Raw genomic sequence first — 25,258 nt, forward strand, 5'->3', positions numbered from 1 at the left:
GGCGCCTCGCGTCCGGTCATGAGGCGCCGCCGGGCGTCGACGCCGGGGCGAGGCTGCTCGCCTCTGCCGGGGCCGCGGGGGCCTGCTGGGCGGGCAGCCGGAGCCGCTTGAGCAGGAGCGCGTTGACGGCGACGATCACGCTGGAGCCGGACATGCTGATGGCGGCGATCTCCGGGGAGAGCATGATCCCGAACGCGGGGTAGAACACGCCGGCGGCGATCGGCAGCGCGATCGCGTTGTAGCCGATGGCCCAGCCGAGGTTCTGCCGCATCTTCCGCAGCGTGCCCTTCCCGATCTTCAGCGCGATCGCCACGTCCAGCGGGTCGGAGCGCATCAGGACGACATCGGCGGTCTCGATGGCGACGTCGGTGCCGGCGCCGATCGCGATGCCGAGGTCCGCCTGGGCGAGGGCGGGGGCGTCGTTGACGCCGTCGCCGACCATCGCGACCTTCTTGCCGGATGCCTGGAGCTCGGCGATCTTGGCGGACTTGTCCTCGGGGAGCACGTCGGCGATCACGGTGTCGATGCCCAGCAGCGAGGCGATGCGCTCGGCGGTGGCCTTGTTGTCGCCCGTGAGCATCGCCACCTCGATGCCCTGCTCGTGGAGTGCGTCGATCGCGGCTTTCGCGGTGTCGCGGGGGGCGTCGGCGAGGGCGATCACGCCGGCGATCTGCCCGTCGACGGCGAACATGATCGCGGTGCGGCCGCCGTCCGCGAGGGCCTGCTGCTGCGAGACGACCGGGCCGGTGTCGATGCCCTGCGCGGCCATCAGCCGGGCGTTGCCGAGCACCACCTGCTTCCCGTCCACGGTGGCGATCGCGCCCTGCCCGGTGACGTTGCGGAACGCGGACGCGGTGCGGCGCGGGATGTTCCGGCTGTCGGCGTAGGTGACGATCGCCTTGGCCAGCGGGTGCTCCGACTCCCGCTCGAGCGCGGCGGCGAGGGCGAGCAGCTCCAGGTCGTCCATGCCGATGGGGATGTAGTCGGTGACCTCCGGCTCGCCCTTGGTGAGCGTGCCGGTCTTGTCCAGCACGACGGTGTCGATGTGCGCGGCGGTCTCGATGCCGGTCGCGTTCTTGAACAGCACGCCGCGCTTGGCGCCCAGGCCCGTGCCGACCATGATCGCGGTCGGCGTGGCGAGCCCGAGGGCGTCGGGGCAGGTGATGACGACGACGGTGATCGCGAACAGGATCGCCATCGGCAGCTCCGCCCCGGCGAGGAACCACACCAGGAAGGTCAGGGTGCCGCCGACGAGGGCGAGCAGAACGAGCCAGAACGCGGCCCGGTCGGCGAGGCGCTGGCCGGGGGCCTTGGAGTTCTGCGCCTCCTGCACCAGCTTCACGATCTGCGCCAGCGCGGTGTCCGCGCCGACCTTCGTGGCACGCACCCGGAGCGTGCCGACGGTGTTCACGGTCGCCCCGATCACCTCCGAGCCGGGCGCCTTCTCGACCGGCATGGACTCGCCGGTGACCATCGACTCGTCGATCTCGGACTCGCCGTCCTCGACGACGCCGTCGGTGGGGACTTTCGCGCCGGGGCGGATGAGCATGAGGTCGCCGGGGACGACCTCGGAGGTGGGGATCTCGACCTCCTCTCCGTCGCGGAGGACGACCGCGCGGGCGGGCGCGAGCTCCAGCAGCCGGCGGATGGCGTCGTTCGCACCTCCCCGGGCGCGCATCTCGACCCAGTGGCCGAGCAGCACGAAGGTGGCCAGCACGGTGGCGGCTTCGTAGAACACCTCGCCGCCTCCGGTGAGGGTGATGACCAGGCTGTAGATCCAGCCGGCGCCGACACCGACCGCGACCAGCACCATCATGTCCAGGGTGCGGGCGCGCAGAGCCCGGTAGGCGCCGTCGAAGAAGATCCAGGCCGAGTAGAAGATCACCGGCAGCGACAGGATCAGCATGAACACGTCGTCGCGCAGCCCGAACGGGGCCGGCACCTCGAAGCCGAGCACCTCCCGGCCGATCGGGGACCACAAGGTGATCGGGATCGACAGGATCAACGCGACCAGGAACCGGTTGCGCATGTCGCGGATCATCGCCGCCATCGACATGCCGCCGTGATGCCCGCCGTGGCCCATCACATCCTGCGCGCTGCGGCCGGCCGGCTGAGCCCCGTGATCGTGCCCACCCTCGGTGGCCGGAGCGTGACCGGCATGCTCACCGGCGTCCACTGCGGAGTGGTCAGCGTGGTCCGCTGCCGGGTGCGGGTGCTCGTGCCCCGCCGGGGTGTCATGACCGGTGGAGACCGCGCGTCCCTCGTGCTCGGCGTGCTCCTGATAGCCGTCGTGCGCGTCATGCTCGGCGTGGGCATCGTGCTCGGCGTGGTCGTGGTGGTCGGCGTGCTCGTGGGGTTCGTGGGCGGGGTCGCAGATGTGGTCCGGGACGGACTGCCCGGCGCAGTGGTAGCCGCATTCGATCACCCACTGCTGCAGGTGCGCGACCGAGGTGGTCTGCGGGTCGTAGGTGACGGTCGCGGTCTGGGAGACCGGGTTCGCGTCGACGGACAGGACGCCCGGCTGGCGGGCGAGGTGGGCTTCGGTGACGTTCTTGGAGGTCGCGCGGACCATGCCGCTGACCTGCAGGGTCACGGTCTTGGTGTCGGTCATCGGATTTCCTTCGCGGTGGAGGGGCGGTTCGGGTCGGTGTCGGGGTGGGGCCAGCGCCAGTCGGCGACGGCGGGGATGTCGGTGCCGTGCTCGCGGGTGTGGGCGCGGGCGCGCAGGCGGGCGTCGACGAGTTCCTGCCGCAGCTGCGCGTGGGTCGCGGCAAGGCCCGGGACGTGGTCGAGGACGTCGATCGCGAGCCGGTAGCGGTCGAGGTCGTTGAGCATGACCATGTCGAACGGGGTCGTGGTGGTGCCCTTCTCCACGAAGCCGTGGACGTGCAGGTTCTGGTGCCCGGCGCGCTTGTAGGTGAGACGGTGGATCAGCCACGGGTAGCCGTGGTAGGCGAAGATCACCGGCTTGTCGGGGGTGAAGATCGCGTCGAACTCCCGGTCCGGCAGGCCGTGCGGGTGCTGGTCCTCGGATTGCAGACGGGTCAGGTCGACCACGTTCACGACCCGCACGGACAGGTCAGGGATGTGCTCGCGCAGCAACGCGGCCGCGGCGAGCACCTCGAGGGTGGGCACGTCGCCGGCGGCGGCGAGCACCACGTCCGGCTCGGCGCCCTCGGTCTCGGTGCCGGCCCAGGGCAGGATGCCCAGGCCCCGGGTGCAGTGCTCGATCGCCTCGTCCATGGTGAGCCACTGCGGGGCGGGCTGCTTTCCGGCGACGACGACGTTGATGTAGCCGGTGGAGCGCAGGCAGTGGTCGTAGGTGGACAGCAGCGTGTTCGCGTCGAACGGGAGGTAGACGCGGACGATGTCGGGGCTCTTGTTCAGGGCGAGGTCGATGAACCCGGGGTCCTGGTGGCTGAACCCGTTGTGGTCCTGCCGCCAGACGTGGCTGGAGAGCAGGTAGTTGAAGCTCGGCACCGGTTCCCGCCAGGGCACCTCGCTGGCGGCTTCGAGCCATTTGGCGTGCTGGTTGAACATCGAGTCGACGATGTGCGTGAACGCCTCGTAGCAGTTGAACAGGCCGTGCCGGCCGGTGAGGACGTACCCTTCGAGCCAGCCCTGGCACTGGTGCTCGCTGAGCACCTCCATCACCCGCCCGGTCGGCGCCAGATGCTCGTCCACCGGCAGCACGGTCGCGTTCCACTGCTTGCCGGTGGCCTCGAACACGGGCGGGGCGAGCCGGTTGGAGGCGGTCTCGTCGGGGCCGAAGATGCGGAAGTTGTCCGGGTTGCGCCGGATCACGTCGGCGAGCCATTCGCCGAGCATCCGGGTCGCCTCCGCCGTTCCCGTGCCTCGCGCCTCGGGGTCGACCGGGTGGGCGTGGTCGCGGAAGTCGCCCAGGCGCAGCGGGACGGTCAGCTGCCCGCCGTTCGCGACCGGGTTAGCGCTCATCCGCCGCGCTCCGGCCGGGGCGGCGGCGACCGTGGCGGGGAACGGGGCGCCGTCGGCGTCGAAGAGCTCGTCGGGCCGGTAGGAGGCCAGCCAGTCCTGGAGGAGCTGCAGGTGCTCGGGGGTGTCGCGGACCTCGGCGAGCGGCACCTGGTGGGACCGCCAGGTGCCCTCCACGGGGAGCCCGTCGATCACCGGCGGGCAGGTCCAGCCTTTCGGGCTGCGCAGCACGATCGCTGGCCACGCCGGCCGGCCTTCCAGGGTGCCGGCCGCCGCGGCGGTCTTGATGTCCGCGATCCGGTCCAGCACCTCGTCCAGCACGCCGGCGAACCGGGCGTGGGACTCCCGCGGGTCCTCGCCGTCGAAGCCGACGGTGACCACGAACGGCTCGTGGCCGTAGCCGCGCAGCAGCGCGACCAGCTCGTCCTCGGGGATGCGGGACAGCACCGTCGGGTTGGCGATCTTGTACCCGTTCAGGTGCAGGATCGGTAGCACCACCCCGTCCGCGGCTGGGTTGAGGAACTTGTTGCCGTGCCACGCGGTCGCCAGCGGCCCGGTCTCGGCCTCCCCGTCGCCGATCACGCACGCGACCAGCAGGTCCGGGTTGTCGAACGCGGCGCCGTAGGCGTGGACGAGGGAATAGCCGAGCTCGCCGCCCTCGTTGATCGACCCGGGCGTGTCCGGGGACGCGTGCGAGGGGATGCCGCCGGGGAAGGAGAACTGCCGGAACAGCGCCTTGAGCCCCTCCTCGGTGCGGTCGATCCGCGGGTACAGCTCCGTGTAGGTGCCGTCCAGGTAGGCGTTGGCGACCATGCCCGGCCCGCCGTGCCCCGGCCCGGTCACGTACAGGGTGTTCAGATCCCGGTCGGTGATCGCCCGGTTGAGGTGGGCGTACAGGAAGTTCAGGCCCGGGGTGGTGCCCCAGTGCCCCAGTAGTCGAGGCTTGATGTGCTCCGCGGTGAGCGGGTCGCGCAGCAGCGGGTTGTCGAGCAGGTAGATCTGCCCGATGCTCAGGTAGTTCGCCGCCCGCCACCACGCATCCACCTCCTCCAGTCGTTCCGGGGTGACGGCGATGGTGCGGTATGCCCAGCGGGCCGGTGCGGTGCTCATGGTCGGTCTCCTCGCGGTTCGCGGCCGAGGCCGCCGAATGTGGTCATGGTGATAGTGGTCATTGTGCGGTCCCTGCCGGGAGGACGACGGTGGTCTCGGTGCCGTGGATCCAGACGATGCCGCGGTCGTCGACGAGCACGACCGCCCCATCTGCGTTCCCGAGCGCCTGGACGGTGCCCGTGGCGGCACCGACGCTGTCCCAGGATCCGGTGCCGGTGAGTCGCCAGAGGGTGCCGTCGGTGTCGACGCCGACCAGCCCGCCCGTGGAGTCCGCCTCCACCAGGTAGAGCGGCGGCGCATCCGCGACGAGGTCGAAGGTGGCGCCCGCATCCCGGCTCTCCTGCAGGCCCTGCCGCGTCGCGGCGTAGAGGGTGCCGTCGGTGGTGACGGTGAGGTCGGCGGCGGGGAGCTCGGCGCCGTCGATCCAGGTGGTCCCGCCGTCGGTGCTGGTGCGGATGGTGATCGAGCTGGACCCGATCCCGTGGATCGCACCGTCTCCGGCGGTGAGGACGTGGAAGTCCTCCTGCCCGGTGAACGCGACCGGCTCCCAGGTGGTCCCGGCGTCGGTGCTTCGGATGAGTCCCAGGTTGTGCTCGCCGAGCTCCGCCGGGGTGTTCGGTCCCGGGTGCCCGGAGGCGTAGAGGACGTCGCCGTCGGCGGTCAGGCCCATCGCGTCGAAGTCCGCGCCTCCCAGGGGGCCGGAGAGGTCGCCGGTGTCGGTGAGGGTGTAGAGGCCTGCGTGGGCGCCCAGCAGCACGGTGCTCCCGCCGAGGTCGACGATGCCGTGCACATGACCGAGACCGGTATCCGGGGCGGGTGCCGAGGTGGCGGTCGGCGTGGAGGTGCAGCCGGTCAGCAGCAGGCCCGCAGCAGCGGCGACGGCAGCGGCCGTGATCGTGGTGGCGTTGCTGCTCATGCGATCGCCTGGATGAAGAGAATGGTCGCCGCGGACAGGATGATCAGGGCGAGGATGATGCCCACGAAGCACGCGGCCAGAGTCCGGGAAGTCATGACGGGCCTTTCGACGGGTCGACGCTGTCGGTCAGGACGGATGCGCCGGGCGGATCGCCGGGCCTCGGGCGGGGCCAGGTCAGGGGTGGTCGGCCCCGCCCGAGGGGTTCGGGTCAGAGGGTGGCGAGGATGTCCTGCATGGTGGTGATCTCGGCGGTCTGTCCGTCGATGATCTGCTGGGCGAGCGCGGCCACGTCCGGGTTCTCCCCGTTGTCCAGCACCATCTGGGCCATCGTGACGGCGCCCTGGTGGTGGCCGATCATGCCCTCGAGGAACAGCCGGGTCGCCTCGACCCCGGTGGCGGCGTCCAGGGCGGCCATGTCGTCGTCGGACATCATCCCGTTGCCGTGGTCCATGCCGCCCATCCCGCCCATGTCGGACATGGAGTCGTCGTAGGGGATTCCCCAGTCCTCGAGCCAGCCCTTCATGGTCTGGATCTCGGGGCCTTGGGCGGCTTTGATCTGCTCGGCGAGGGTCACGACCCGCTCGTCGATGCCGTCCTTGGCCAGAATCTGATCGGCCATCTCGATGGCCTGTTCGTGGTGCGGGATCATCATCGTGACGAACATCTCGTCAGCGGAGTTGAACGATGCCTGCCCGGAGGGGGCGGGGGTGCTGCTGGTCATGCCGCCGGGGCCGTGGTCCATGCCGGGCATGGATCCGTCGGTGGGGGCGCAGCCGGCGAGCACGAGCGCAGCGGCGAGCGCGCCGGTGCTCAGCGCGAGAATGCGGAAACGCATGGGTGGGTGTCCGTGTCTAGTCGGTCGAATGGTGAGTCGATTCCCGTGCCGTATGCGGGCACGGCGCAGCATCTCCCGGCACAGCGGTGACGGGAGGGCGGGGAATCAGGTTCGACTGATCGACAGGACGATGAGGGAAGGTGGTCGGGGGTGCGGTAACGCGGTGAGCACATTCCGCCCGTGCAGGCGCAGCAGGGCGAGGGCGGTGCCCAGGCGGGCCAGCAGCGCCGGGGCGAGCAGCACGATGGTGGCGGCCAACAGCGCCAGCACGCACGCCATCATCAGCATCGAATGGTCCGGCATTCCGCCCGAGCCGTCGCAGTCGCCCTCACAGTGCCCGCCCGAAGCCTCGGGGCCTGTCCCGATGGTGTCCTCGAGCATGCTCCCGGTCGCGACGGTGCCGCCCAGGTCAGAGGCAGGCGCGGCATGGGCGGCTTCGGAGGCCGCTGCGGGGGTGTCGGCGTGCCCGCTGGTGAGCGTGCCGGTGAGGGTGTGCATGGCCAGCAGGCCGGCGATCAGCAGGAGCGCGGTCGCGAAGGTCAGCAACAGCCGGTGCAGCCCGGATGGGGCGTGCACCAGGGTTCGGATGTGGTTCACCGCCGACCTCCTTCCCGCGTCCAGCGTACCCTGGTGTGCCTGGATCCCCACCGGCGCCGATCGGGCGCACGGCGGTCCTGCCCAGGCTGGTCGCCCGACCGATGCCTGGCCAGGGGCGATGGTCCCGGATGGGGACCGGTGCGCGGCAGCCGGCTCATCGGCGGCCCGTTCCGGCGCGGTGGGCCTTCTCCATCAGAGCCAGCAGCCCGAGGGTGTCGTCCTTGATCTGGGTGCGACCGACGACGGCCCAGTTGCGGGCGAGGTGATCGCGGAGGTAGTCGAGGATGTGCTCGAGGGGGACGGTGTGCCAGGAGCGGGACAGATTGGGGCGGGCGGTGTTGCCGAACGCGACCGTGCGGATCAGGTGGCCCTCCGGGGCGAGGACCTGCCCGGCCGTCAGCAGCTCCTGGACGAGCGCGGGCGCGTCGGCGGGGGTGCAACAGCCGAACCGGGCGAACGCGGCCTCCAGCACCGCGGGGTCGCGCATCGCGGGGTTCAGCTTCGGGGCGCCCTCCTTGACCTCGCCGACGATCATGTCCGGCGCCCCGGGGCGGGCGCCGAGGGCCGGGTCGGGGTCGTCGCCGCGGATGTGGTGCAGTCGGATCGCGAGGATGTCCAGGTCGGTGACGGTGCGCGGCCCGTCCGGACCGGTCGCGTCCAGCACCGGGTACTCGGCGACGGTGAAGTACCCGTTCACCCGCAGGTAGGCCTGCACCAGCCCGACCGCTGTATCCATCCCGCGCCCCCTTTCCCTGCCGTCGTGGGTCAGGCGGCGTTGGCGTAGCGGGCGGGGTCGGCGTCAAACAGCGGCCCGCACTCGGGGCAGCAGAACCAGTACCGGGTGCCTTCGTAGTCGCGGAACAGGCCGCGCTTCTCGGCCCATGCCGGGTCGACCTGGTTGCCGGGCATGACCGGGCAGGTGACGAGGTTGGTCGCTCCGGCCGGGGGCTCGTGGTGATGATGCTCGTGGGACCCGTGATCGTGCGCGGCGGCGTCGTGGCCGGTGTGGTCGCGGTCGTGCGTCATGGCGGTCTCCTTGCGTGGGTGTCAGGCGTGGACGGGGGTGGTGTCGCGGCTGGGCGTCAGGACGGTGGGCGTCGGGGCGGGCAGGAGGCGGAACCGGCGCAGTCGGAGGCTGTTGGTGACCACGAACACGCTGCTGAACGCCATCGCGGCGGCGGCGAGGATGGGGTTGAGCAGGGCGAGCATCGCGACCGGGATCGCGGCGACGTTGTACGCGAACGCCCAGAACAGGTTGCCCTTGATGGTGCCCAGGGTGCGGCGGGCGAGCCGGATCGCGTCCGGGACCAGGAGCAGGTCGCCGGAGACGATGGTCAGGTCCGCGGCGGTGATGGCCGCGTCGGTACCGGTGCCCATCGCGATGCCGAGGTCCGCTTGGGCGAGGGCGGCGGCGTCGTTCACGCCGTCGCCCACCATCGCGACCACCCGGCCGGATGCCTGCAGCTCCCGGATTGTGTCGAGCTTGCCCTGCGGGGTGACTCCGGCGCGGACGTCCTCGATGCCGGCGTCGTCGGCGATGGTGCGGGCGGCGCCGGGGTTGTCGCCGGTGAGCAGGATCGGGGTCAGCCCGAGCCCGCGCAGTCGGGCGATCGCCTCACGGCTGGTGGGCTTGATGGTGTCGGCGACGCTGATCGCGCCGCGCGCCTGCCCGTCCCACGCCACCACGGTCACGGTCGCGCCCGCGGCCTCGTCGGCCGCGATCGTCCCGGCGAGCTCGTCGGGGATCGCGATCGCCCATTGCCCGGTGATCCAGGTGGCGCGGCCGGCGGCGACCATGCGGCCGTCGACGATGCCCTGCACGCCCTGCCCTGACTCGGCGGCGAACGACTCCACCGCATCCACCGGGCCATCCGCGGCGGCGGTGATCGCGCGGCCGATGGGGTGCTCAGAGCCGTGCTCGAGCGCCGCGGCGAACCGGATCAGCTGCGCCTCATCGGTGCCGGGAGCGGGGTGGACGCCGGTGACGGTCATGGTGCCGGCCGTGATGGTGCCGGTCTTGTCGAGCACGACGGTGTCGATGCGGCGGGTCTGCTCCAGCACCTGGGGTCCGCGGATGAGGATGCCCAGCTGGGCGCCGCGGCCGGTGCCGACCAGCAGAGCGGTCGGCGTCGCCAGCCCCAGCGCGCACGGGCAGGCGATGATCAGAGTGGTCACCGCGGCGGTGAACGCGACCTCCGGCGGCGCTCCCGCGATCAGCCACCCGGCGAACGCGATCAGGGCGAGAGCGATGACGATGGGGACGAAGACGGCCGACACCCGGTCGGCGAGGCGCTGCACCTGGGCCTTGCCGGTCTGCGCCTCCTCGACCAGCCGCGCCATCCGGGCCAGCTCGGTGTCGGCGCCGACGCGGGTGATCTGCACGAGCAGGCGCCCGCCGGTGTTCACAGTCGCGCCGACCACGCGGGAGCCGGGGGCGACTTCGACCGGCACGGACTCGCCGGTCAGCATCGACTCGTCCACCGCGGACATTCCCTCGGTGACGAGGCCGTCGGCGGGGATCTTCTCACCCGGCCGCACCACCACGACATCACCCGGAACGAGCTGTGCGACGGGGACGCGCTGCTCAGTGCCTTCGCGGAGGATCACTGCGTCCTTGGCGCCGAGCTCCAGCAGGGCGCGCAGGGCCTCGCCGGACTGCCGCTTGGCACGAACCTCGAGGTAGCGGCCGAGGAGGATGAACACGGTCACCAGCGCGGCGACCTCCAGGTACACCTCGTGGCCACCGGCCTGCGGGGTGCCGACGAAGGTGACGCTCATCCGCATTCCCGGCATCCCCGCACCGCCGAAGAACAGCGCGTACAGCGACCAGCCGAACGCGGCCAGCACCCCGACGCTGATCAGAGTGTCCATCGTCGCCGCCCCGTGCCGGGCATTGATCGCCGCGGCGCGGTGGAACGGCCACGCCCCCCACACCACCACCGGCGCGGCCAGGGTGAGCGTGAGCCACTGCCAGTAGGTGAACTGCAGGGCGGGGATCATCGACAGCACCGCGACCGGCACCGCCAGCACCGCCGAGACGATCAGCCGCTGCCGCAGCGACGCCAGCTCATCGTCCCGCGGGATGGTCTGCTCAGCCGTGTCGGGCACAGGCGGGGCTGGGAGGCTCGCTCCGTACCCCGCCTGCTCGACCGCCGCGATCAGCTCCTCCACCGGCACCGGGGACTCCGAGTGCACGCGGGCCTTCTCGGTGGCGAAGTTGACCGTCGCCTCCACCCCGGGCAGCTTGTTCAGCTTCCGCTCGACCCGCGTCGCGCACGACGCGCAGGTCATCCCGGTGATGTCGAGATCGACGTCCAGCGTGCTCATGAGGCTGCGGCGAGGCTGTACCCGGCCTCCTCGACCGCCTCCCGCACCCGCTCCGCGTCCACCGGGGCGGTGCTGGACACGGTCACCGTGGACACGCCGCCGGCGTGCAGGTCGACCTCGACGCCGGAGACCCCGTCGATCGCGGAGACCTCCTCGGTGACGCTGCGCACGCAGTGCGAGCACGTCATCCCCTCCACCAGGAACTGCGCCGACACCTCGCCCGATGCCGGTTGCGCCGTCGCGGAGGCGGTGGTGTTGGCCGTGGCGGCGTGGGAGGTGGGGGCGCAACAGGCGCAGCCACCGCCGTTCGTCGCCTGCAGGCCGAGTTCCTGGAATCCTTGTCCGGTCATGTTGTGCTTCTTTCGTGAGCGTGTCGATGCGTGTGGTGTGAACGTTCTAGGAGCGGACCAGCCGCGCGATCGCGGCGTTCGCCTCGCGGAGCTTCTCCTCCGCGACCGGGCCGCCCTGCGCGGTCGCCTGCGCGACGCAATGCCCGAGATGGTCCTCCAGCAGCGTCAGCGCGACCGACTCCAGCGCCTTCGTCGCCGCCGAGACCTGGGTCAGGATGTCGATGCAGTACACGTCCTCGTCGACCATCCGCGCGATCCCGCGCACCTGCCCCTCCGCCCGACGCAACCGCGCCAGCAGCGCCTGCTTGTCATCCACGTATCCGTGTGCCATCTCAGCCACCTCCGACGTCGATCGTATACCCTCTAGCGGTATAAGGTACTTCGTGAAGAGGATATTCCCGGAGCGGGCAGAGCGAAAGGGCGAACGTGACCAACTGGTACGTCATCACCGGCGGGCCCAGCTCGGGCAAGACCACCACCGTGAACCTGCTGCGGGACCGCGGCTACACCACCACCATCGAGCATGCCCGGCACTATCTCGACCTGCAGCGCATCGCCGGCCGCACCGTCGAGGAGGTCCGGGCGAAGCAGCGGCAGTTCCAGCGCGGCGTCCTGGACATGCAGCTCGCGGAGGAAGCTGCCCTCGACCCGGACGCCACCGTGTTCCTCGACCGGGCCGTCCCCGACTCCCTCGCCTACTACCGCTTCCTCGATCTCGAGCCCGACCCCGCCCTGCTCACCGCGCTCGAGCACGTCGACTACCGCACGACGTTCATCCTCGACCTGCTGCCCCTGGCCGCCGACTACGCCCGCACCGAGGACACCGCCGCCCAGCAGCGCATCCACGAACTGCTGACCCAGGTGTACGAAGCGCTGCCCTTGCCGGTCGTGCGGGTTCCGGTCCTCAGCGCCGAGGAGCGGGTGCAGTTCATCCTGGACCGGCTCTGACCGCTCTCGCCCGATCGGGGTGTCCTGTGCAACGCTTGGCGCCCAGGGCATATCTCACCGGCACAGGTCCAGGCGAGAACGCGCCCCACGGTCGAACAGGACGGATGTCTCGGATGCCCACTCAGGAACGTCTCCGGAAGGACCTGCTTGGCGGCGCTCTCACGACCGCGCTCGGCGTCTTCACCCTCGGGATCGGGGTCTACTTCCTGTTCCTTCGACCCTCCCTCCTGCCAGAAGACATCCGGCATACGGGTATCGACGCCGCCACGCTGCCAGTGGCATTCGTGGACTGGCTCGGGATCGTCTTCTCGACCTGGGGCGGCTTCATCGCGGGGTTCGGGATCGTGCTGCTGGGCATCGGCGCGACCCTGCTGTCCCGCCGCACGCTGTGGCTCTACCTCGGCACGGCGGCCGGGGTGCTCGTCGCCTTCGGCCGCTTCGTCATCAGCAACATCCTGATCGGCTCGGACTTCCTGTGGTTCATCGCGACCATGTTCGTGCTGGCACTGGTGCTCGCAACCGTCCTCGTCTTGAACGTCATCCGACGGCATCGGACGAACGAGACCGCCTCCTCCGACGTCGACGGAACCGCTAGACGCTGACCGCTGCGAGCGACTGCCGGGCGATCTCGAGCTCCTCGTCCGTGGGAACGATCAGCACGGCGACCGGTGAGCTCGGGTCCGAGATCGCTCGCGCCCCGTCGGCCCTCGCCACGTTGCGTGCCGGGTCGATCAGGATGCCCAGGCCCGCCATGCCGGAGACCACCGCCGCGCGCGTCGCGGCGGCATTCTCGCCGACGCCGCCGGTGAAGACGATCGCGTCCGCTCCGCCGAGCTGGGCGAGGTAGGCGCCGAGATAGTGGCGCAGCCGGTGATGGTAGACGTCGAGCGCAGCGGCGGCTCTCGCATCCCCAGCGGCGGCCGCGGCGTGGATGTCGCGCATGTCCTCGGTGCCGGCCAGCGCCCGCAGGCCGCTCTCGCGCGTGAGCAGCGCCTCCAGCCGATCCCATGCGACGCCGGCGCGGCCGAGCGCGAGGAGCACCCCCGGATCCAGGTCGCCGGCGCGAGTGCCCATCACGAGCCCCTCCAGCGGCGTCATGCCCATCGAGGTTTCCACCGAGCGGCCGCCGGCCATTGCGCAAGCGGATGCCCCGTTGCCCAGGTGGAAGATGATCAGCCGAAGCTCCGACAGCGGGCGCCCGAGCAGTTCGGCGGTGCGGGCGGAGACGTGGTGGTAGGAGATGCCGTGGAAGCCGTATCGGCGGATCTGATGTCGCTGGACGAGGTCTGCGGGAAGCGCATACGATGCCGACGCAGCCGGCAGGGTGCGGTGGAACGCGGTGTCGAACACCGCGACGTTCGGGATGTCCGGGAAGGCGGCGCGCGCGGCGCGGATGCCGGTCAGGTTGACCGGGTTGTGCAACGGAGCCAGGGTGGCGAGCTCGTCGATCTGATGTTCAACCTCGTCAGTAATCAGCGCAGCCGCTGCGAATCGGTCGCCGCCGTGCACGACGCGGTGGCCGATGACCGCGATGCGCTCGTGCTCCAGTCCGGCCAGCAGCGTGCTGATCACGGCGCCGTGCTCACGCCCATCCGCACCGGCGTGGCCGAGCCGCTCCACGACGCCGCCCCGGATCGTCGTGCCCGTTTCCCCGTCGACCAGTCTCCACTTGACCGAGGATGAGGCCGCATTGAGGACGAAAACGACCGTCATCCGCGACCTCCCGAAGGCTCCACCACCGTAGTCGTCGGATTCTATGGTCTCCACCGCACCGACTTCCGGCCTGCAGCACAGCGCACCGCGAAACTCGGCATCAGACCCTCAACCGGCCTGGCCGGCGCATCTATGCTGGGCATCGCCTTCGGCCTCGGTTGGACGCCCCGTCTCGGCCCCACGCTCGCTGCGATCTCCGCACTCAGCCTCAGCGCCGCATCGGCACCACGGGGCGCACTGCTCGCCACCGTGTACTGTGTCGGCCTCGGCCTGCCGTTCCTGGCCCTCGCCGCCGGGCTGGGATGGGCGACCACAGCGACCGCGTTCCTGCGCCGGCACATCCGCGCGATCAACATCGCCAGCGGCGTCGCAGTGATCGGAATCGGCATCTTCCTGATCGGCGGGCTGTGGACAATGCTCGTCTACTCGCTCCAAGGACTCATCAGCGGGACGGTCTTGCCGATCTAGCTCATCACTAACTTCAGCCCTGTAGGCCGTCGCCGAACCAAAAGCTGGGTCAGGCGCCGTCGGACGGAAGAGGACGGCGTATCCAGGCCGAGTAAAATGCGGCTGGTTTGACGAGCTGGAATCGCCAGTGCGCCTTTTCCTCGCGGTCGAATCCTGGGGCACTCATCCCAACCGCTCCCCGCGGTTCCGCATGAACGAGACGGGTCGACGACTCAATCTTCTGGCCGAGCAGATGGTGGATTGATCGCCCGGGCGCGCGACTCTGCGACGACATCGGCGAGAAGCACAAGCAGCAAGGGCAAGGGCAAGAAAGAGCTAGGGCGTGTCTGACAAATAGTTCGGCGGCGCGCTGAGAGTCTGAGGTCGTGACGCGGTTTCAGGTGCTCTCGGATGCTCAGTGGTCGTTGCTCGAGGAGATGCTGCCGCGCCCGACCGGGCGCAGGGGACGGCCCTTCGCGGACGCGCGGTTGATGGTCGAGGGCATCGTCTACCGGTATCGGTGCGGGATCGCGTGGCGGGATCTGCCGGAGGTGTTCGGGCCGTGGCAGACGGTATGGACCTGGCATCACCGCATGGCCACGGAAGGCACCTGGGACAAGGTGCTCGCCACACTCACCGCCGCCGCGGACGAGGCGGGGCTGGTGGAGTGGTCGCTGTCGGTGGACTCCACGATCGCCCGCGCGCATCAGCACGCGACGAACACGAAGCGCCTCACAGGGGGCTGGATCGAATTACACGAATCCGGGCGTCGAGCCGCCTGATCACGCGGTCGGCCGCTCCCGAGGCGGCCTGTCGACGAAGATCCACCAGCTCGTCGACGGCAACGGGCTCCCGCTGGTCGCGCTGCTGACAGCAGGCCAGGCCGGGGACTCGCCGATGTTCCTGCCGCTGATGGGACACCTGCGTGTCGCCCGTCCCGTCGGCCGGCCCCGCACTCGTCCGGACGCGGTCCGGGGTGACAAGGCGTACTCATCCCGCGCGATCCGCGGGCATCTACGCGCCCGCGGGATCAAGGCCGTGATCCCCGAGCCGTCCGACCAGCAAGGCCACCGCAAGCGCCGCGGCTCACGCGGCGGACGCCCCGTCTGCCTCGACGCCGCCGACTACAAGGGCCGCAACGTCATCGAGCGCCGCTACTGCCACATCAAGCAATGGCGAGGACTCGCCACCCGCTACGACAAACTCGCGATCACCTACCGGGCCGCTGTCATCCTCAACGCCGTCATCGCCTGGACCCGGCAATTGTCAGACATACCCTAGCTGTGACACCGGCACGAACTGTTCAACGCCGTCGACGAGCCGGGTGGCGTGCTTCGCTCCGAGATGAAGGAGGGCGCGGAGCGCTTCGGAGGAGGATTTCTTCGCGCGGGCTTCGACAAATCGGCCGGCAAGGATGAATACCGTCACGAGGGCAGTGACTTCCAGGTAGATTTCGCCGCTGCCGGCTTCGGGGCTGCCGAACAGGGTGAAGGTCATGTGCATGCCCGGCATCCCGGCCATCCCGAAGAACAGCGCATACAGGGACCAACCGAATGAGGCGATCACTCCGACGCTGATCAGGGTATCCATGGTCGCCGCGCCGTGGCGGGCGTTAACGAATGCGGCGCGGTGGAACGGCCACGCGCCCCAGACCGCCACCGGTGCGGTGAGGGTCAACGCGAGCCACTGCCAGTAAGCGAATTGCAGCAGCGGGATCATCGACATCAGTGCGACCGGAACCGCCAGCGTTGTGCTAATCAGCAGACGAAGGCGCAGCGAGACCAGCTCGGGATCCTCGGGCTCAACGTCCGTCGATGCGGGTTCGGTGATGACCGGGGCAGGAAGCGCCGCGGAGTACCCGGCGGATTCGACCGCCGCGATCAGTTCCGCGGCCTCGACGCCGTCGGCACGCACACGCGCCTTCTCGGTCGCATAGTTTACGGTCGCTTCGACCCCGGGAAGCTTGTTTAGCTTGCGTTCGATCCTGGTCGCGCAGGACGCGCACGTCATCCCCGAGATCTCGAGCTCCACGTCGACGGTGCTCACGCGGGGTCACCGGCGAGGGTGTACCCCGCCTCTTCCACCGCAGCCCGCACCTGCGCCGCCTCGATTGGTGCGGCACTGTGGATCGTGACCCGCGAGGTGCCGCCGGCGTTCAGGTCGACCGAGACGGACTTGACGCCGTCAATCGCGGTGAGCTCTTCGGTCACGCTCATCACGCAGTGCGAGCAGGTCATCCCCTCCACCAACACATCCTCAGTGGTCGCAGATGCCGTGATCTGGGTGTCGGATGCGGATGGGGTCGAGCAGCAGCTGCATCCGGCAGCGGAGTCGGTCAGGCCCAGGTCGGCGCGGTCGTTGGTGGTGGTCATGATGAGTGCCTTTCGTTGGGGGGTGGGTCAGGAACGGACCAGACGGGCGATCGCCTCGTTGGCTTCACGGATCTTCTCGGTCGCAACGGCCCCGCCCTCAGCGGCCGCTTCCGCGACACAATGCGACAGGTGATCGGCCAGCAGCGAAAGCGCGACCGTCTCGAGGGCGCTGGTCGTGGCGGAAACCTGGGTGAGGACGTCGACGCAGTACTTATCGTTTTCAACCATCCGCGCGATTCCTCGCACCTGACCTTCCGCGCGACTGAGCCGCTTCAAGAGGTCGTCCTTGTTGCCCGCATATCCGCTCACAAGGACACACTATACCCCCCTAGGGTACTCGGAGTCACGCCTGAATACACCGAAGAGTCAACGGTGTGAGACGACGTCGAGACGTGCGGTCGCCCAGCGTGCACCTGCTCATCGGTTGCGAGCCATAGCGCGCTCCGCTCCGATTGTTGGCCGAGGGGTCCAGGCCAGGCGTTGAGGCGCCGGGAGCAGCAGGAGCCTCGTTGAAAAACTGCCGACTTTTGCGGTGTCAGTCACCAGCGGCCCGCTCAGTCCTCCGTCCCTTGCTGCCGAGGGGCCGACGGATTACGTCAGTCACGGCTGTATAGTCATCGTATGCTGACTATAGCGTCCCGTCTCGATGTGATGAACCGGCTCGGTCGGGCGATGGCTGATCCGACGCGCTCGCGTATTCTGTTGACCTTGTTGGACGGCCCGGGGTATCCCGCACAGCTCTCGCGAAATCTGGAACTGACGCGCACAAACGTCTCGAATCATTTGTCGTGTCTGCGGGGCTGTGGCCTGGTCGTGGCTACCCCGGAGGGTCGCCGCACCCGATACGAGATCTCTGACCCTCACCTGACACAAGGCGTTAGGCATCTGCTCGACGCGGTGGTCGCGGTCGACGAGGGCACGCCCTGCGCCGATGACGCGTGCGAGTGCTGTGAGAGCATCGGGTCACCCGACTCGGTGGTGACCGGGGTGACCCGGTGAGCGAGGAATGCTGCGGTCCAGACGAGCCGCGAAAGACCGACAAGGTGCGAAGAGTTGACCTGAGCCGACCCGCGGCGACGGGCGCTTGCTGTGCACCAAGCGAGCCGGTAGGCGCTGCTGCGAAGGTGCCTGCGGAGGAGGGTGACGCTTGCTGCGGGTCGGAACTTGCACATGCGGTGCTCCAACGCCACGGCGAGGAAACCCTCGCATGTTGCAGTGAATGCAACTGTCCGTGCTTGCAATCGATACCTATTCGGCTCCTTCGGTGTCGAAGTGTTCCGACCATAACAGCGTGATCTCGCGGATGCGGAGATCTGGGTTGACACAGTGATGCACTGTCCCATACTTTGTTGCATCTAATGCAAGATTTTGAGGCTTCTCCAGCGGCGCTTCGGCTGATCACGTCAGCATCGAACGTCGCACTGGCGAACCCGGAAGCGCAGGTTTTCAGTGCGATGATCGATGGTTGGCGGAACCAGCAGCTGTCGCGCGGGCTCCTGAGCAGACGATCCGGAACCGGACGGCGACGGTGACACGGTTCCGTGATTTCGTGGACAAACCGCCTTGGAGGTGGACTGTCGCGGATGTGGATGAGTTCACTGCTCAGTCTGGCGGTCGCACTCGGACGTTGTCGACGATGCGCGCCAACCATGGGTCTATCCGTGGGTTCTGTGACTACCTCACGAACCCGTTGTACGACTGGATGGAGATCTGCGATCGCGAGTTTGGGGAGGTCCCTTCGCAGGTGTGCCTGCCGTGGAACACGGTGGCGCACCGGTTCGAGTTCGAAGGCGATGGGAAGCGTCGCCCGTTCACGTACGACGAGATCGAGCGCCTGTTCGATACGGCCGACGCCCGCGTCGAGCTGCTCGTGAGTTCCGGGCGAAAGGGTGCGCTCGGCGCGTTGCGGGATGCCCAGTTGCTGAAGACGGTCTACGCGTTCGGTCTGCGCCGCACTGAGGCGGTGATGCTCGATACCGTCGATTTGCACCACAACGCGAAGATGCGCCAGTGGGGCCGCTACGGCGCGGTCCACGTGCGATGGGCGAAGGCGGCGGGCGGTGGCGCGCCACGACGTCGCACGGTGCTGCTGGTGCCGGAATTCGACTGGTGGGTCCCCGGCATGCAGCAATGGCTCGAGCAGGCCCGGGCCCGTTTCGCGCCCGGAGACGACCTCGACGCGCTCTGGGTGACCGAGCGCCGCACGCGTCTGTCTGCTGGGTATCTCGATCGGAGGTTCGCAGAGTTGCGTGATGAAGCCGGCCTGTCGAAGGACCTGACGTTGCACAGCCTCCGGCACTCCTATGTCACGCACCTTCTGGAGTTCGGGTACGCCGATCGATTCGTCCAAGAGCAGGTCGGGCATATGCATGCCTCGACGACCTCGATCTACGCCTCCGTCAGCTCGGACTACAAGAACCGTGTGCTCGCCGAAGCGCTGAAGGCCCTCATCGAAGGAGAAGCTGATGACCGTTGAGCTCGACACCGGCTGGAATCTGCGCAGCGTGATGGCGTCGCGCGGGATCTTCCAGACCTCCAAACTGAAACCCCTACTCGAAGAGCGCGGCATCGACCTGTCCCGGGAGCAGGTGTATCGGCTGGTGACTCAGCCGCCCCAGCGGGTGCGTCTCGACGTGTTGGCGGCGTTGTGCGATGCGCTGGAGTGCTCGCTCGACGATCTCGTGACGATCACTCGCCGGGAGGCCTCGACCCCGGTGGCGGTGGGTGAGGAGGCGACACGGGGGGCGATCGGTGATCTCCGTCCTGTTCGCGCGGCGATCCGTCGGCCGCGTACGAAGTAGCCGCGGTGGCCAAGCCTCCGCAGCTGCCGCGAGTCGCTGAAGTCGTCGCTCTCGTCCGCCCTCTCGTTCCCGAGATCTCTCCCGAGCGACTCACTGAGATCGTGCATACGGTCGCGCCAGTACCCCTCACGCAGCGGCTTCTTGAGCTCGCGCTGATCAAGCAGCCCGGAGTCCTGGAGGGGCAGCATGCGAACGTGCCAGCGACCGTTCAGAATCTGGCCCATGCGCTGGTCAAAGAAGGGGCGAGCCGGGTGGTGTTGCCGACGTGTGAGTCCTGCGGACGCGCGGTGAGAATGCCCCACAAGACGCCGGGCGGTGGTCGGCACTGCTCCCGATGCGAGCGGAAGGCCCGGTCCGTCTCCTGCGCGTCCTGTGGCCGGGTCCGGCCCGTGCAGCGCACCATCGACGGACAGCGTTTCTGCCGTGACTGTTGGCGAGCCGACCCTCGATCGTTCGGCGACTGCTCGCGGTGCGGTCAGCACGCGACCATCATCGTCCGTCGCCCGGAACTCGTCTGCCTGGCCTGCTACACCGCACCGATCAAGACCTGTGGTCTTTGCGGAGAACCTGGCCGCGTCGCCTCGCACCTCGACGGACGACGAGTATGCGCGCGCTGCTACTACGCGATGCGCAGACCCCAACCTTGTCCCGAGTGCGCGCGCAGAGTGTTCCTCACCGGGTTCATGAATGGCCAGAAGGTCTGCGCCGACTGCGCGGGCACTCCGATCACGATGGCCTGCCCTGGATGCGGCTCGATCGAGGAAATCCGCAAACATCACCTCTGCGTCGAGTGCCGCCGGCCCGTCGCGATCCAACAGCTGCTCGCCGACGATGCGGGAGAGATCCGTGAGGATCTCCACCCGCTTGCCGACTATCTGCTCACGCACCATGGCAAAGCGGCGTCGCTCGAACGCTGGCTGCACAAGAGCAAGTGCGCGATGGTGCTCCGCGAGCTCGCGGACGGGACCCTGCCGCTCACCGCCGAGGCGATCATCACCCGAGCACGGTCGGGACAGTCGGTCGCGTTCCTCCTCTCACTGCTGGTCCGTTCCGGCGTGCTGCCGGAGCTCGACGTCGAGGGCACGCGCTTCGACCACTGGCTCAACGACTGGCTCGGTGGCATCGACCATCCCGAGGACCGGCTGATCCTGCGCCGCTACTGCACCTGGGAGCTCCTCCGATCCACTCGGACACTGCGCAGCGCGTCCAGCCCTGCTTCCGGCTTCCAGAGGCAGAGGGCTGCACTGAAGTACTGCGCCGCGTTCCTCGGGGAGATCCGGGCGCAGCAGGAGACGCTGGCGACGTTCCCGCAGCGCCTACTCGACGCGTATCTGACCGATTCGCCTAGCCAACGCGACGCGCTGGCACCGTTCACTCGTTGGCTGCGAAAACACCGGCTGAGCACCCTTCGGGTCGAGTTTCGAGCCCATCGCCTCGAGGGGCGAGACTACGCCTCTGATCACCGATGGCAGATGGCCCGCAGGTTCCTGTCCGATGCCGACATGGACCCGAAGACCCGGGCCGCGGGTCTCCTCGTGCTGCTCTACGGGATCCAGCTGACCCGCATCGTCACGATCACCCGGGCACAGGTCGACACGAGCTCGCGGCCCGTGACGCTCACCGTCGGGGCCGAGCCGATCGAGGTCCCCGCGATCCTCGGCGACGCCATCGTCGAGCTCGTCGATGCCACAAAGGGCCATCCTGAAGGGTGGTTGTTCCCCGGCCGGAACCCGGGCCGTCACCTCACCCCGGGGCCGCTCAGCCGTCGCCTTCGCGCCGAAGGCCTGCTTGCCGGGAGCGCCCGCACGACAGCGCTCATCGAGCTCACCCGGCAACTGCATCCCCGGATCGTCTCGGATCTCCTCGGCATCACGACGGCATCCGCTGCCTCATGGTCGCGTCTCGCCGGTGGCGAGTGGTCCGATTACCCGGCTCTCCGCTCCACCCACCCCTGATCAAGCATCACCCGTCAGAGCCGGGCCGGAAATCGCTTCGCGCAGTTGCTCGACGGTCGGAGAGCCTCCCAGCCCGGCAGGGGTACGGAACACCCGGCAGGCGAGCCCGACCGGCGTGTGCTCGTCGGCGAAGGGATCGACGCCGTCGACGAGGACGGTCGGTGACCCGTGGAATCCGAGGCGCTCGGCGTGCTCGGCGGTCTCGACCAACTGTCGTGTGACGCGGATATCTGATCGACCGTCGAGCAGCTCAGCAAGCCGGCGGTCGAGTACTTCCCAGTTCGGGCAGCCGTCGAAGTACTGCAGGGTGATCTCCATGGTTGGCCCTCTCAGTTCTCGGTGCCGCGGAGCATCAGGAGCGCTCCGGCAATCGTAGCGGTGACGATCACGATGTCGGCGAGGTTCCCGATGAACCAGTTGCCGTAGGCGAGGAAGTCGACGACGTGCCCCCGGGCGAATCCTGGTTGGCGGAAAAGCCGGTCGCCGGCGTGCGAAGCAGCGGCCCCGCCGAGCGCACCGATCACGATCGCCCACCCGGGGCGTCGGACCCGGAACGCGAACACGATCGCGGTGGCCGTGGCCGCGACGGCGATGAGAGCGAACACCCAGGTGAAGCTCTCCCCGAAGGAGAACGCCGCGCCGGGGTTGTACGCGAGCTGCAGGCCCAACAGGTCGCCGATCAGCGGGATGCGCTCGTGCTCCGACAGGGTGGCCTCGGCCCACACTTTCGTTCCCTGATCGATCACGACGACGACCACGGCGATCAGAAGCGCCCAGGCAGTGAGCCGCCAGCGTCCTCTCTGCGGACGCTCTCCCGACGCCGATGCCGACTCAACGTCGGTATTCGTGTCCGGGGTCATGCGAGGGCCTCGAAGAGACGGACGATAACGCCGGATTCAATGAGGATGAACAGGCCCAGGCCGATGAACACGACGGGGACGAGCCAGTGCTCGACACGTTCGAGCGTTTCGGTGACGGCCTTGTGGGTGCCGATCAGTCGCCCGGCAGCGCACCAGACGGCGACGAGGATCAGGAACACGACGATCATGACCGCGACGTCGCCGGGCGAGCTGGTGCGGAAGATCGGCGTGTAGAGGGAGATGTTGTCGGCCCCGTTGGCGATCGTGATCCCGGCGACCCCCCATAGTCCGACCGCGGTGATCTTGGAGTCGTCATCATCGTCGTCGCCGTTACGGCGCAGGCCGCGAATGAGCGTCCAGATGCCGATGCCGAGCGGGATCAGACCCAGGAAGCCGACCCATTCGTCCGGGACGATCGTGAGACCGAGCGCGGCGATCACGCTGATCACGACGAGTGTGATGAACCCGAGGTACTGGCCTGCGACGATCTGCCACGGTCGCGGCTTTCCCCGGCTGGAGGCGAGGAACAGCACGGTGAGCACGACGATGTCGTCGATGTTGGTCGCCGCGAACAGGCCGATCGCCGACCCGATGGTTGCGAGCATCAGCTTTCCATTCGTGGTGTGCGGGTGCGTGCGGCGCGCAGGCCGTTGAGGATCACGATGACCTCCGCGACCTCGTGGACCAGGACGACAGCCGCGAGCCCCAGGACCCCGAAGAGCGCGAGCGGGAGCAGTGCGGTGATGATCAGCAGGGACAGGATGATGTTCTGGTTGATGATCCGCCGGCCCCGCCGCGCGTGATCGAACGCCCGCGGGATGAGCCGCAGATCATGACCCGTGAAGGCCACGTCCGCAGACTCGATCGCCGCATCGGAGCCGGTCGCTCCCATCGCGATGCCGATGTCCGCGGACGCCAGGGCCGGGGCGTCGTTGATGCCGTCACCGATCATCGCGACCGATCCCGCCTTCGACAACTCGCCGATCGCGGTCGCCTTGTCCTCAGGGCGCAGCTCCGCGCGCACATCAGCGATCCCGGCCTGCGCAGCCAGCGCACGAGCGGTGCGGGCGTTGTCCCCGGTGAGCATCGTCATGCCGACGCCCTGATCCGCAAGCGTGCGGACCACCTCGGGGACTTCCGGACGCAGCTCGTCGCGGACGCCGATCGCCGCGACCGGTGCCTCGTCGCGGTGCACGATCACGACAGTCATGCCCTGCTCCTCAAGCCCTGCAACCCGGTCGCCGAGCTCGCCGGCGTCGAGCCAGCGGGGGCTGCCGACCGTGATACGAGCGCCATCGACGGTGCCGTCGATGCCGTGCCCGGCCTGCTCGGTCACATCCGCGGCCACGGGAACACCCGGGGCTGCAGCGGTGATCGCCGCCGCAAGGGGATGCGTGCTGTGCTGCTCCAGAGCCGCCGCCCAAGCCAGCGCCTGCTCCTCGGCAATGCCGTTCGCAGTGAGGACCGCGGTGACCGCGGGCTCGTTACGGGTCAGGGTGCCGGTCTTGTCGACCGCGACGTGCCGGACCGTGCCGAAGCGCTCGAAGACCGCGCCGGACTTGATGATCACGCCGAACTTGCTCGCCGCGCCGATCGCGGCAACGACCGTCAACGGCACCGAGATCGCCAGCGCGCACGGAGAGGCCGCTACCAGCACGACGAGCGCACGAGTGATCCATACCTCCGGGTCGCCCAGCAGTGACCCAATGATCGCGACGAGCGCTGCGAGAATCAGCACACCGGGTACGAGCGGGCGGGCGATCCGGTCCGCGAGACGCGCACGCTCGCCCTTCTCCGTCTGCGCTTTCTCGACCAACTCCACGATCGTCGTAAGCGAGTTATCGGTACCGGCCGCGGTCGCCTCGACCTCCAGCACGCCGGAGCTGTTAATCGCGCCGGCCGACACCGCGTCCCCGGGCTCGACCTCGACGGGGATCGACTCCCCGGTGATCGCCGAGGTGTCCAGGCTTGAGCGGCCAGAGCGGACGATCCCGTCGGTTGCGATCCGTTCGCCCGGGCGGACCACCATGACCTGGCCGACCGTCAACTCCCTCGCCGGCACCTGCGCAGAGACGCCGCTCTGCAGCACGGTCGCCGTCTCCGGCACGAGCTTCAGCAGCGCCCGCAGGCCGCCACGGGCACGGTCCATCGCCTTGTCCTCAAGCGCCTCAGCAATCGAGTACAAGAACGCCAGAGCAGCGGCCTCCTCCACATAGCCGAGGATGACCGCGCCGATCGCGCTGATCGTCATCAGCAGCCCGATCCCGAGCTTGCCCTTGAACAGCTTCCGAATCGCGCCAGGAGTGAACGTCGACGCGCCCAGCAGCAGGCCGATCCAGAACAGTACGAGCGCCGGGATCTCGAGCCCGGACCATTCAAGGATCAGACCAGCCAGGAACGCGACACCGGAGAAGACCGGCACCATGATCCCACGGTCCCTCCACCAGGGCCGCTCCACCTCTTCGGTCTCATCCTCCGCCGCAGTGGCAGGCTCGTGCTCGCAGCTACACGCCGCGCTCACGCGTCCGCCCCTGTACCGCAGCAGCCCGGCACCGTGCACGACGAGTCCACACACGGCGCGTGCTCATCGACCGCCAGCGTCACATCCACGAGCGCGACGAGCGCAGCCGCAAGATGCGGGTCAGCGATCTCGTAGCGCGTCTGGCGACCCTCAGGCTCGGCGACCACGATCCCGCAGTCACGCAGGCACGTCAGGTGGTTCGAGACGTTCGAGCGGGTCAGCTCCAGCTCGCGCGAGAGCACGGCCGGATAGCTCGGGGCGTTCAGCAGAGTCATCAAGATCCGGGAGCGCGTCGGGTCCGCCATGGCCCGGCCGAGCCGGTTCATGACGTCGAGGCGCGAAGCAATAGTCAGCATGTACTGAACTATACAGCAAGCGCTGATCAATCATTGGTGATCAGTGCCCCACCATTCATTGGGAGAAGAGTCGGAAGCCGCTGAATACGCAACTCAGCAACAATCGGCGCTACCAGTATGAGGAGGTCCGCCCTGCCTGGTGGCGCGATCGTGCGCTGCTGCCCTCCGTGCTTTCTGGGGTGTTCCTGCTCGTCGGGTA

The 25,258-nt window shown here is 68.8% G+C and carries 26 protein-coding genes and 1 pseudogene; 8 read left to right on the top strand and 19 right to left on the bottom strand.

Annotation, left to right across the window (positions count from 1 at the left end; translation table 11 throughout):
- Window positions 1–16: 16 nt before the first annotated feature.
- The 10 genes from AB2L57_RS01960 to AB2L57_RS02005 form a co-directional block, all read right to left on the bottom strand.
- A complete protein-coding gene (locus AB2L57_RS01960; RefSeq protein ID WP_409047923.1) occupies window positions 17–2,611 on the bottom strand; it encodes a heavy metal translocating P-type ATPase in 2,595 nt (864 codons plus the stop codon).
- On the bottom strand, window positions 2,608–5,061 hold the full coding sequence (locus AB2L57_RS01965; RefSeq protein ID WP_409047924.1) for a phosphoketolase: 2,454 nt from the start codon (window positions 5,059–5,061) through the stop codon (window positions 2,608–2,610). Before AB2L57_RS01965 ends, AB2L57_RS01960 begins: the two co-directional genes overlap by 4 nt.
- Before the next feature lie 58 nt (window positions 5,062–5,119).
- Window positions 5,120–5,977: a F510_1955 family glycosylhydrolase gene (locus AB2L57_RS01970; RefSeq protein WP_253034363.1), complete on the bottom strand. Its 858-nt coding sequence runs from the start codon at window positions 5,975–5,977 to the stop codon at window positions 5,120–5,122.
- Window positions 5,978–6,185: 208 nt separating this feature from the next.
- Window positions 6,186–6,812: a DUF305 domain-containing protein gene (locus tag AB2L57_RS01975; protein WP_344004625.1), complete on the bottom strand. Its 627-nt coding sequence runs from the start codon at window positions 6,810–6,812 to the stop codon at window positions 6,186–6,188.
- A gap of 105 nt (window positions 6,813–6,917) precedes the next feature.
- Complete coding sequence (locus AB2L57_RS01980; RefSeq protein ID WP_409047925.1) at window positions 6,918–7,409, bottom strand: DUF6153 family protein; 492 nt, start codon at window positions 7,407–7,409, stop codon at window positions 6,918–6,920.
- Between the two features lie 154 nt (window positions 7,410–7,563).
- Window positions 7,564–8,145, bottom strand: a complete 582-nt coding sequence (locus AB2L57_RS01985; protein WP_042378563.1) for a hypothetical protein — start codon at window positions 8,143–8,145, stop codon at window positions 7,564–7,566.
- Window positions 8,146–8,174: 29 nt separating this feature from the next.
- Complete coding sequence (locus AB2L57_RS01990) at window positions 8,175–8,435, bottom strand: YHS domain-containing protein (protein ID WP_042378564.1); 261 nt, start codon at window positions 8,433–8,435, stop codon at window positions 8,175–8,177.
- Between the two features lie 21 nt (window positions 8,436–8,456).
- Window positions 8,457–10,736: a heavy metal translocating P-type ATPase gene (locus AB2L57_RS01995; RefSeq protein ID WP_409047926.1), complete on the bottom strand. Its 2,280-nt coding sequence runs from the start codon at window positions 10,734–10,736 to the stop codon at window positions 8,457–8,459.
- Window positions 10,733–11,086 (bottom strand): heavy-metal-associated domain-containing protein, encoded by a 354-nt coding sequence (locus tag AB2L57_RS02000; RefSeq protein WP_396642849.1) that lies wholly within the window; start codon window positions 11,084–11,086, stop codon window positions 10,733–10,735. Before AB2L57_RS02000 ends, AB2L57_RS01995 begins: the two co-directional genes overlap by 4 nt.
- 46 nt (window positions 11,087–11,132) lie before the next feature.
- Window positions 11,133–11,417 carry a metal-sensitive transcriptional regulator gene (locus AB2L57_RS02005; protein ID WP_033107649.1) on the bottom strand — a complete coding sequence of 95 codons (285 nt, stop codon included), beginning with the start codon at window positions 11,415–11,417 and terminating at the stop codon, window positions 11,133–11,135.
- Window positions 11,418–11,512: 95 nt separating this feature from the next.
- Between AB2L57_RS02005 and AB2L57_RS02010 the strand changes: the two genes are divergently transcribed.
- Together AB2L57_RS02010 and AB2L57_RS02015 are read left to right on the top strand one after the other, a co-directional pair.
- Window positions 11,513–12,034 (top strand): ATP-binding protein, encoded by a 522-nt coding sequence (locus tag AB2L57_RS02010; protein ID WP_363379814.1) that lies wholly within the window; start codon window positions 11,513–11,515, stop codon window positions 12,032–12,034.
- Window positions 12,035–12,147: 113 nt separating this feature from the next.
- The gene (locus AB2L57_RS02015) at window positions 12,148–12,636 is read left to right on the top strand and encodes a hypothetical protein (protein WP_396642846.1); all 489 of its coding nucleotides are present in this window, start codon (window positions 12,148–12,150) and stop codon (window positions 12,634–12,636) included.
- Here AB2L57_RS02015 and AB2L57_RS02020 read toward each other — a convergent pair.
- Window positions 12,626–13,747, bottom strand: coding sequence for an acetate/propionate family kinase (locus tag AB2L57_RS02020; protein WP_409047927.1), 1,122 nt, complete (start codon window positions 13,745–13,747; stop codon window positions 12,626–12,628). The genes AB2L57_RS02015 and AB2L57_RS02020 overlap by 11 nt on opposite strands.
- Here AB2L57_RS02020 and AB2L57_RS02025 point away from each other — a divergent pair.
- Together AB2L57_RS02025 and AB2L57_RS02030 are read left to right on the top strand one after the other, a co-directional pair.
- A complete protein-coding gene (locus AB2L57_RS02025) occupies window positions 13,724–14,215 on the top strand; it encodes a cytochrome c biogenesis CcdA family protein (RefSeq protein WP_409048662.1) in 492 nt (163 codons plus the stop codon). The genes AB2L57_RS02020 and AB2L57_RS02025 overlap by 24 nt on opposite strands.
- A 365-nt stretch (window positions 14,216–14,580) precedes the next feature.
- A protein-coding gene (locus AB2L57_RS02030; RefSeq protein ID WP_409047928.1) for an IS5 family transposase occupies window positions 14,581–15,475 on the top strand; the annotation gives its coding sequence in 2 pieces (ribosomal slippage) (window positions 14,581–14,931 and window positions 14,933–15,475; 894 coding nt in all).
- Here the strand turns inward: AB2L57_RS02030 and AB2L57_RS02035 are convergent.
- The 3 genes and pseudogenes from AB2L57_RS02035 to AB2L57_RS02045 all read right to left on the bottom strand — a co-directional run.
- Window positions 15,473–16,240, bottom strand: a pseudogene (locus AB2L57_RS02035) (cation transporter); the annotation flags it as partial. The gene AB2L57_RS02030 and the pseudogene AB2L57_RS02035 overlap by 3 nt on opposite strands.
- Window positions 16,237–16,566: a heavy-metal-associated domain-containing protein gene (locus tag AB2L57_RS02040; RefSeq protein ID WP_409047929.1), complete on the bottom strand. Its 330-nt coding sequence runs from the start codon at window positions 16,564–16,566 to the stop codon at window positions 16,237–16,239. The gene AB2L57_RS02040 and the pseudogene AB2L57_RS02035, both read right to left, overlap by 4 nt.
- A 27-nt stretch (window positions 16,567–16,593) precedes the next feature.
- A complete protein-coding gene (locus AB2L57_RS02045; RefSeq protein WP_409047930.1) occupies window positions 16,594–16,875 on the bottom strand; it encodes a metal-sensitive transcriptional regulator in 282 nt (93 codons plus the stop codon).
- 312 nt (window positions 16,876–17,187) lie between these two features.
- On the opposite strand from AB2L57_RS02045, the gene AB2L57_RS02050 reads away from it, so the two are divergent.
- The 4 genes from AB2L57_RS02050 to AB2L57_RS02065 all read left to right on the top strand — a co-directional run bounded on the left by AB2L57_RS02050 (window position 17,188) and on the right by AB2L57_RS02065 (window position 21,322).
- Window positions 17,188–17,565, top strand: coding sequence for an ArsR/SmtB family transcription factor (locus AB2L57_RS02050; protein ID WP_409047931.1), 378 nt, complete (start codon window positions 17,188–17,190; stop codon window positions 17,563–17,565).
- A 637-nt stretch (window positions 17,566–18,202) separates the two neighbouring features.
- On the top strand, window positions 18,203–19,042 hold the full coding sequence (locus tag AB2L57_RS02055; RefSeq protein WP_276510563.1) for a tyrosine-type recombinase/integrase: 840 nt from the start codon (window positions 18,203–18,205) through the stop codon (window positions 19,040–19,042).
- Window positions 19,032–19,367, top strand: a complete 336-nt coding sequence (locus AB2L57_RS02060; protein ID WP_058631822.1) for a helix-turn-helix transcriptional regulator — start codon at window positions 19,032–19,034, stop codon at window positions 19,365–19,367. Before AB2L57_RS02055 ends, AB2L57_RS02060 begins: the two co-directional genes overlap by 11 nt.
- A 683-nt stretch (window positions 19,368–20,050) precedes the next feature.
- Window positions 20,051–21,322, top strand: a complete 1,272-nt coding sequence (locus AB2L57_RS02065; RefSeq protein ID WP_242868642.1) for a hypothetical protein — start codon at window positions 20,051–20,053, stop codon at window positions 21,320–21,322.
- Here the strand turns inward: AB2L57_RS02065 and AB2L57_RS02070 are convergent, their stop codons facing one another.
- Genes AB2L57_RS02070 through AB2L57_RS02090 form a run of 5 tightly spaced genes read right to left on the bottom strand, consistent with a single transcriptional unit; the run spans window position 21,323 to window position 25,059 of the window.
- On the bottom strand, window positions 21,323–21,640 hold the full coding sequence (locus tag AB2L57_RS02070; RefSeq protein ID WP_036297871.1) for a hypothetical protein: 318 nt from the start codon (window positions 21,638–21,640) through the stop codon (window positions 21,323–21,325).
- A gap of 11 nt (window positions 21,641–21,651) precedes the next feature.
- Entirely contained in the window at window positions 21,652–22,182 is a 531-nt protein-coding gene (locus tag AB2L57_RS02075; protein ID WP_036297873.1) for a signal peptidase II, read from the bottom strand.
- On the bottom strand, window positions 22,179–22,787 hold the full coding sequence (locus AB2L57_RS02080) for a cadmium resistance transporter (RefSeq protein ID WP_036297875.1): 609 nt from the start codon (window positions 22,785–22,787) through the stop codon (window positions 22,179–22,181). Before AB2L57_RS02080 ends, AB2L57_RS02075 begins: the two co-directional genes overlap by 4 nt.
- The gene (locus tag AB2L57_RS02085; RefSeq protein WP_036297919.1) at window positions 22,787–24,703 is read right to left on the bottom strand and encodes a cation-translocating P-type ATPase; all 1,917 of its coding nucleotides are present in this window, start codon (window positions 24,701–24,703) and stop codon (window positions 22,787–22,789) included. Before AB2L57_RS02085 ends, AB2L57_RS02080 begins: the two co-directional genes overlap by 1 nt.
- Window positions 24,700–25,059: a helix-turn-helix transcriptional regulator gene (locus tag AB2L57_RS02090; RefSeq protein WP_036297877.1), complete on the bottom strand. Its 360-nt coding sequence runs from the start codon at window positions 25,057–25,059 to the stop codon at window positions 24,700–24,702. Before AB2L57_RS02090 ends, AB2L57_RS02085 begins: the two co-directional genes overlap by 4 nt.
- Between the last annotated feature and the right edge of the window lie 199 nt (window positions 25,060–25,258).

The sequence above is a fragment of the Microbacterium sp. HA-8 genome, from assembly GCF_046111165.1.
In the GTDB taxonomy this organism is placed as follows: domain Bacteria; phylum Actinomycetota; class Actinomycetes; order Actinomycetales; family Microbacteriaceae; genus Microbacterium.

Excerpts from the sequence above, each read along its gene's own strand:
- AB2L57_RS02090 (WP_036297877.1), bottom strand. The coding sequence starts at position 25,059 with ATGCTGACTATTGCTTCGCGCCTCGACGTCATGAACCGGCTCGGCCGG.
- AB2L57_RS02055 (WP_276510563.1), top strand. The coding sequence starts at position 18,203 with ATGCGCGCCAACCATGGGTCTATCCGTGGGTTCTGTGACTACCTCACG.
- AB2L57_RS02005 (WP_033107649.1), bottom strand. The coding sequence starts at position 11,417 with ATGGCACACGGATACGTGGATGACAAGCAGGCGCTGCTGGCGCGGTTG.
- AB2L57_RS01975 (WP_344004625.1), bottom strand. The coding sequence starts at position 6,812 with ATGCGTTTCCGCATTCTCGCGCTGAGCACCGGCGCGCTCGCCGCTGCG.
- AB2L57_RS02065 (WP_242868642.1), top strand. The coding sequence starts at position 20,051 with ATGAATGGCCAGAAGGTCTGCGCCGACTGCGCGGGCACTCCGATCACG.
- AB2L57_RS02040 (WP_409047929.1), bottom strand. The coding sequence starts at position 16,566 with ATGACCACCACCAACGACCGCGCCGACCTGGGCCTGACCGACTCCGCT.
- AB2L57_RS02080 (WP_036297875.1), bottom strand. The coding sequence starts at position 22,787 with ATGCTCGCAACCATCGGGTCGGCGATCGGCCTGTTCGCGGCGACCAAC.
- AB2L57_RS01970 (WP_253034363.1), bottom strand. The coding sequence starts at position 5,977 with ATGAGCAGCAACGCCACCACGATCACGGCCGCTGCCGTCGCCGCTGCT.
- AB2L57_RS01960 (WP_409047923.1), bottom strand. The coding sequence starts at position 2,611 with ATGACCGACACCAAGACCGTGACCCTGCAGGTCAGCGGCATGGTCCGC.
- AB2L57_RS02000 (WP_396642849.1), bottom strand. The coding sequence starts at position 11,086 with ATGACCGGACAAGGATTCCAGGAACTCGGCCTGCAGGCGACGAACGGC.
- AB2L57_RS01965 (WP_409047924.1), bottom strand. The coding sequence starts at position 5,061 with ATGAGCACCGCACCGGCCCGCTGGGCATACCGCACCATCGCCGTCACC.
- AB2L57_RS02070 (WP_036297871.1), bottom strand. The coding sequence starts at position 21,640 with ATGGAGATCACCCTGCAGTACTTCGACGGCTGCCCGAACTGGGAAGTA.
- AB2L57_RS01990 (WP_042378564.1), bottom strand. The coding sequence starts at position 8,435 with ATGACGCACGACCGCGACCACACCGGCCACGACGCCGCCGCGCACGAT.
- AB2L57_RS02020 (WP_409047927.1), bottom strand. The coding sequence starts at position 13,747 with ATGACGGTCGTTTTCGTCCTCAATGCGGCCTCATCCTCGGTCAAGTGG.
- AB2L57_RS02060 (WP_058631822.1), top strand. The coding sequence starts at position 19,032 with ATGACCGTTGAGCTCGACACCGGCTGGAATCTGCGCAGCGTGATGGCG.
- AB2L57_RS02015 (WP_396642846.1), top strand. The coding sequence starts at position 12,148 with ATGCCCACTCAGGAACGTCTCCGGAAGGACCTGCTTGGCGGCGCTCTC.
- AB2L57_RS02075 (WP_036297873.1), bottom strand. The coding sequence starts at position 22,182 with ATGACCCCGGACACGAATACCGACGTTGAGTCGGCATCGGCGTCGGGA.
- AB2L57_RS02050 (WP_409047931.1), top strand. The coding sequence starts at position 17,188 with ATGCTGACTATAGCGTCCCGTCTCGATGTGATGAACCGGCTCGGTCGG.
- AB2L57_RS01985 (WP_042378563.1), bottom strand. The coding sequence starts at position 8,145 with ATGGATACAGCGGTCGGGCTGGTGCAGGCCTACCTGCGGGTGAACGGG.
- AB2L57_RS01995 (WP_409047926.1), bottom strand. The coding sequence starts at position 10,736 with ATGAGCACGCTGGACGTCGATCTCGACATCACCGGGATGACCTGCGCG.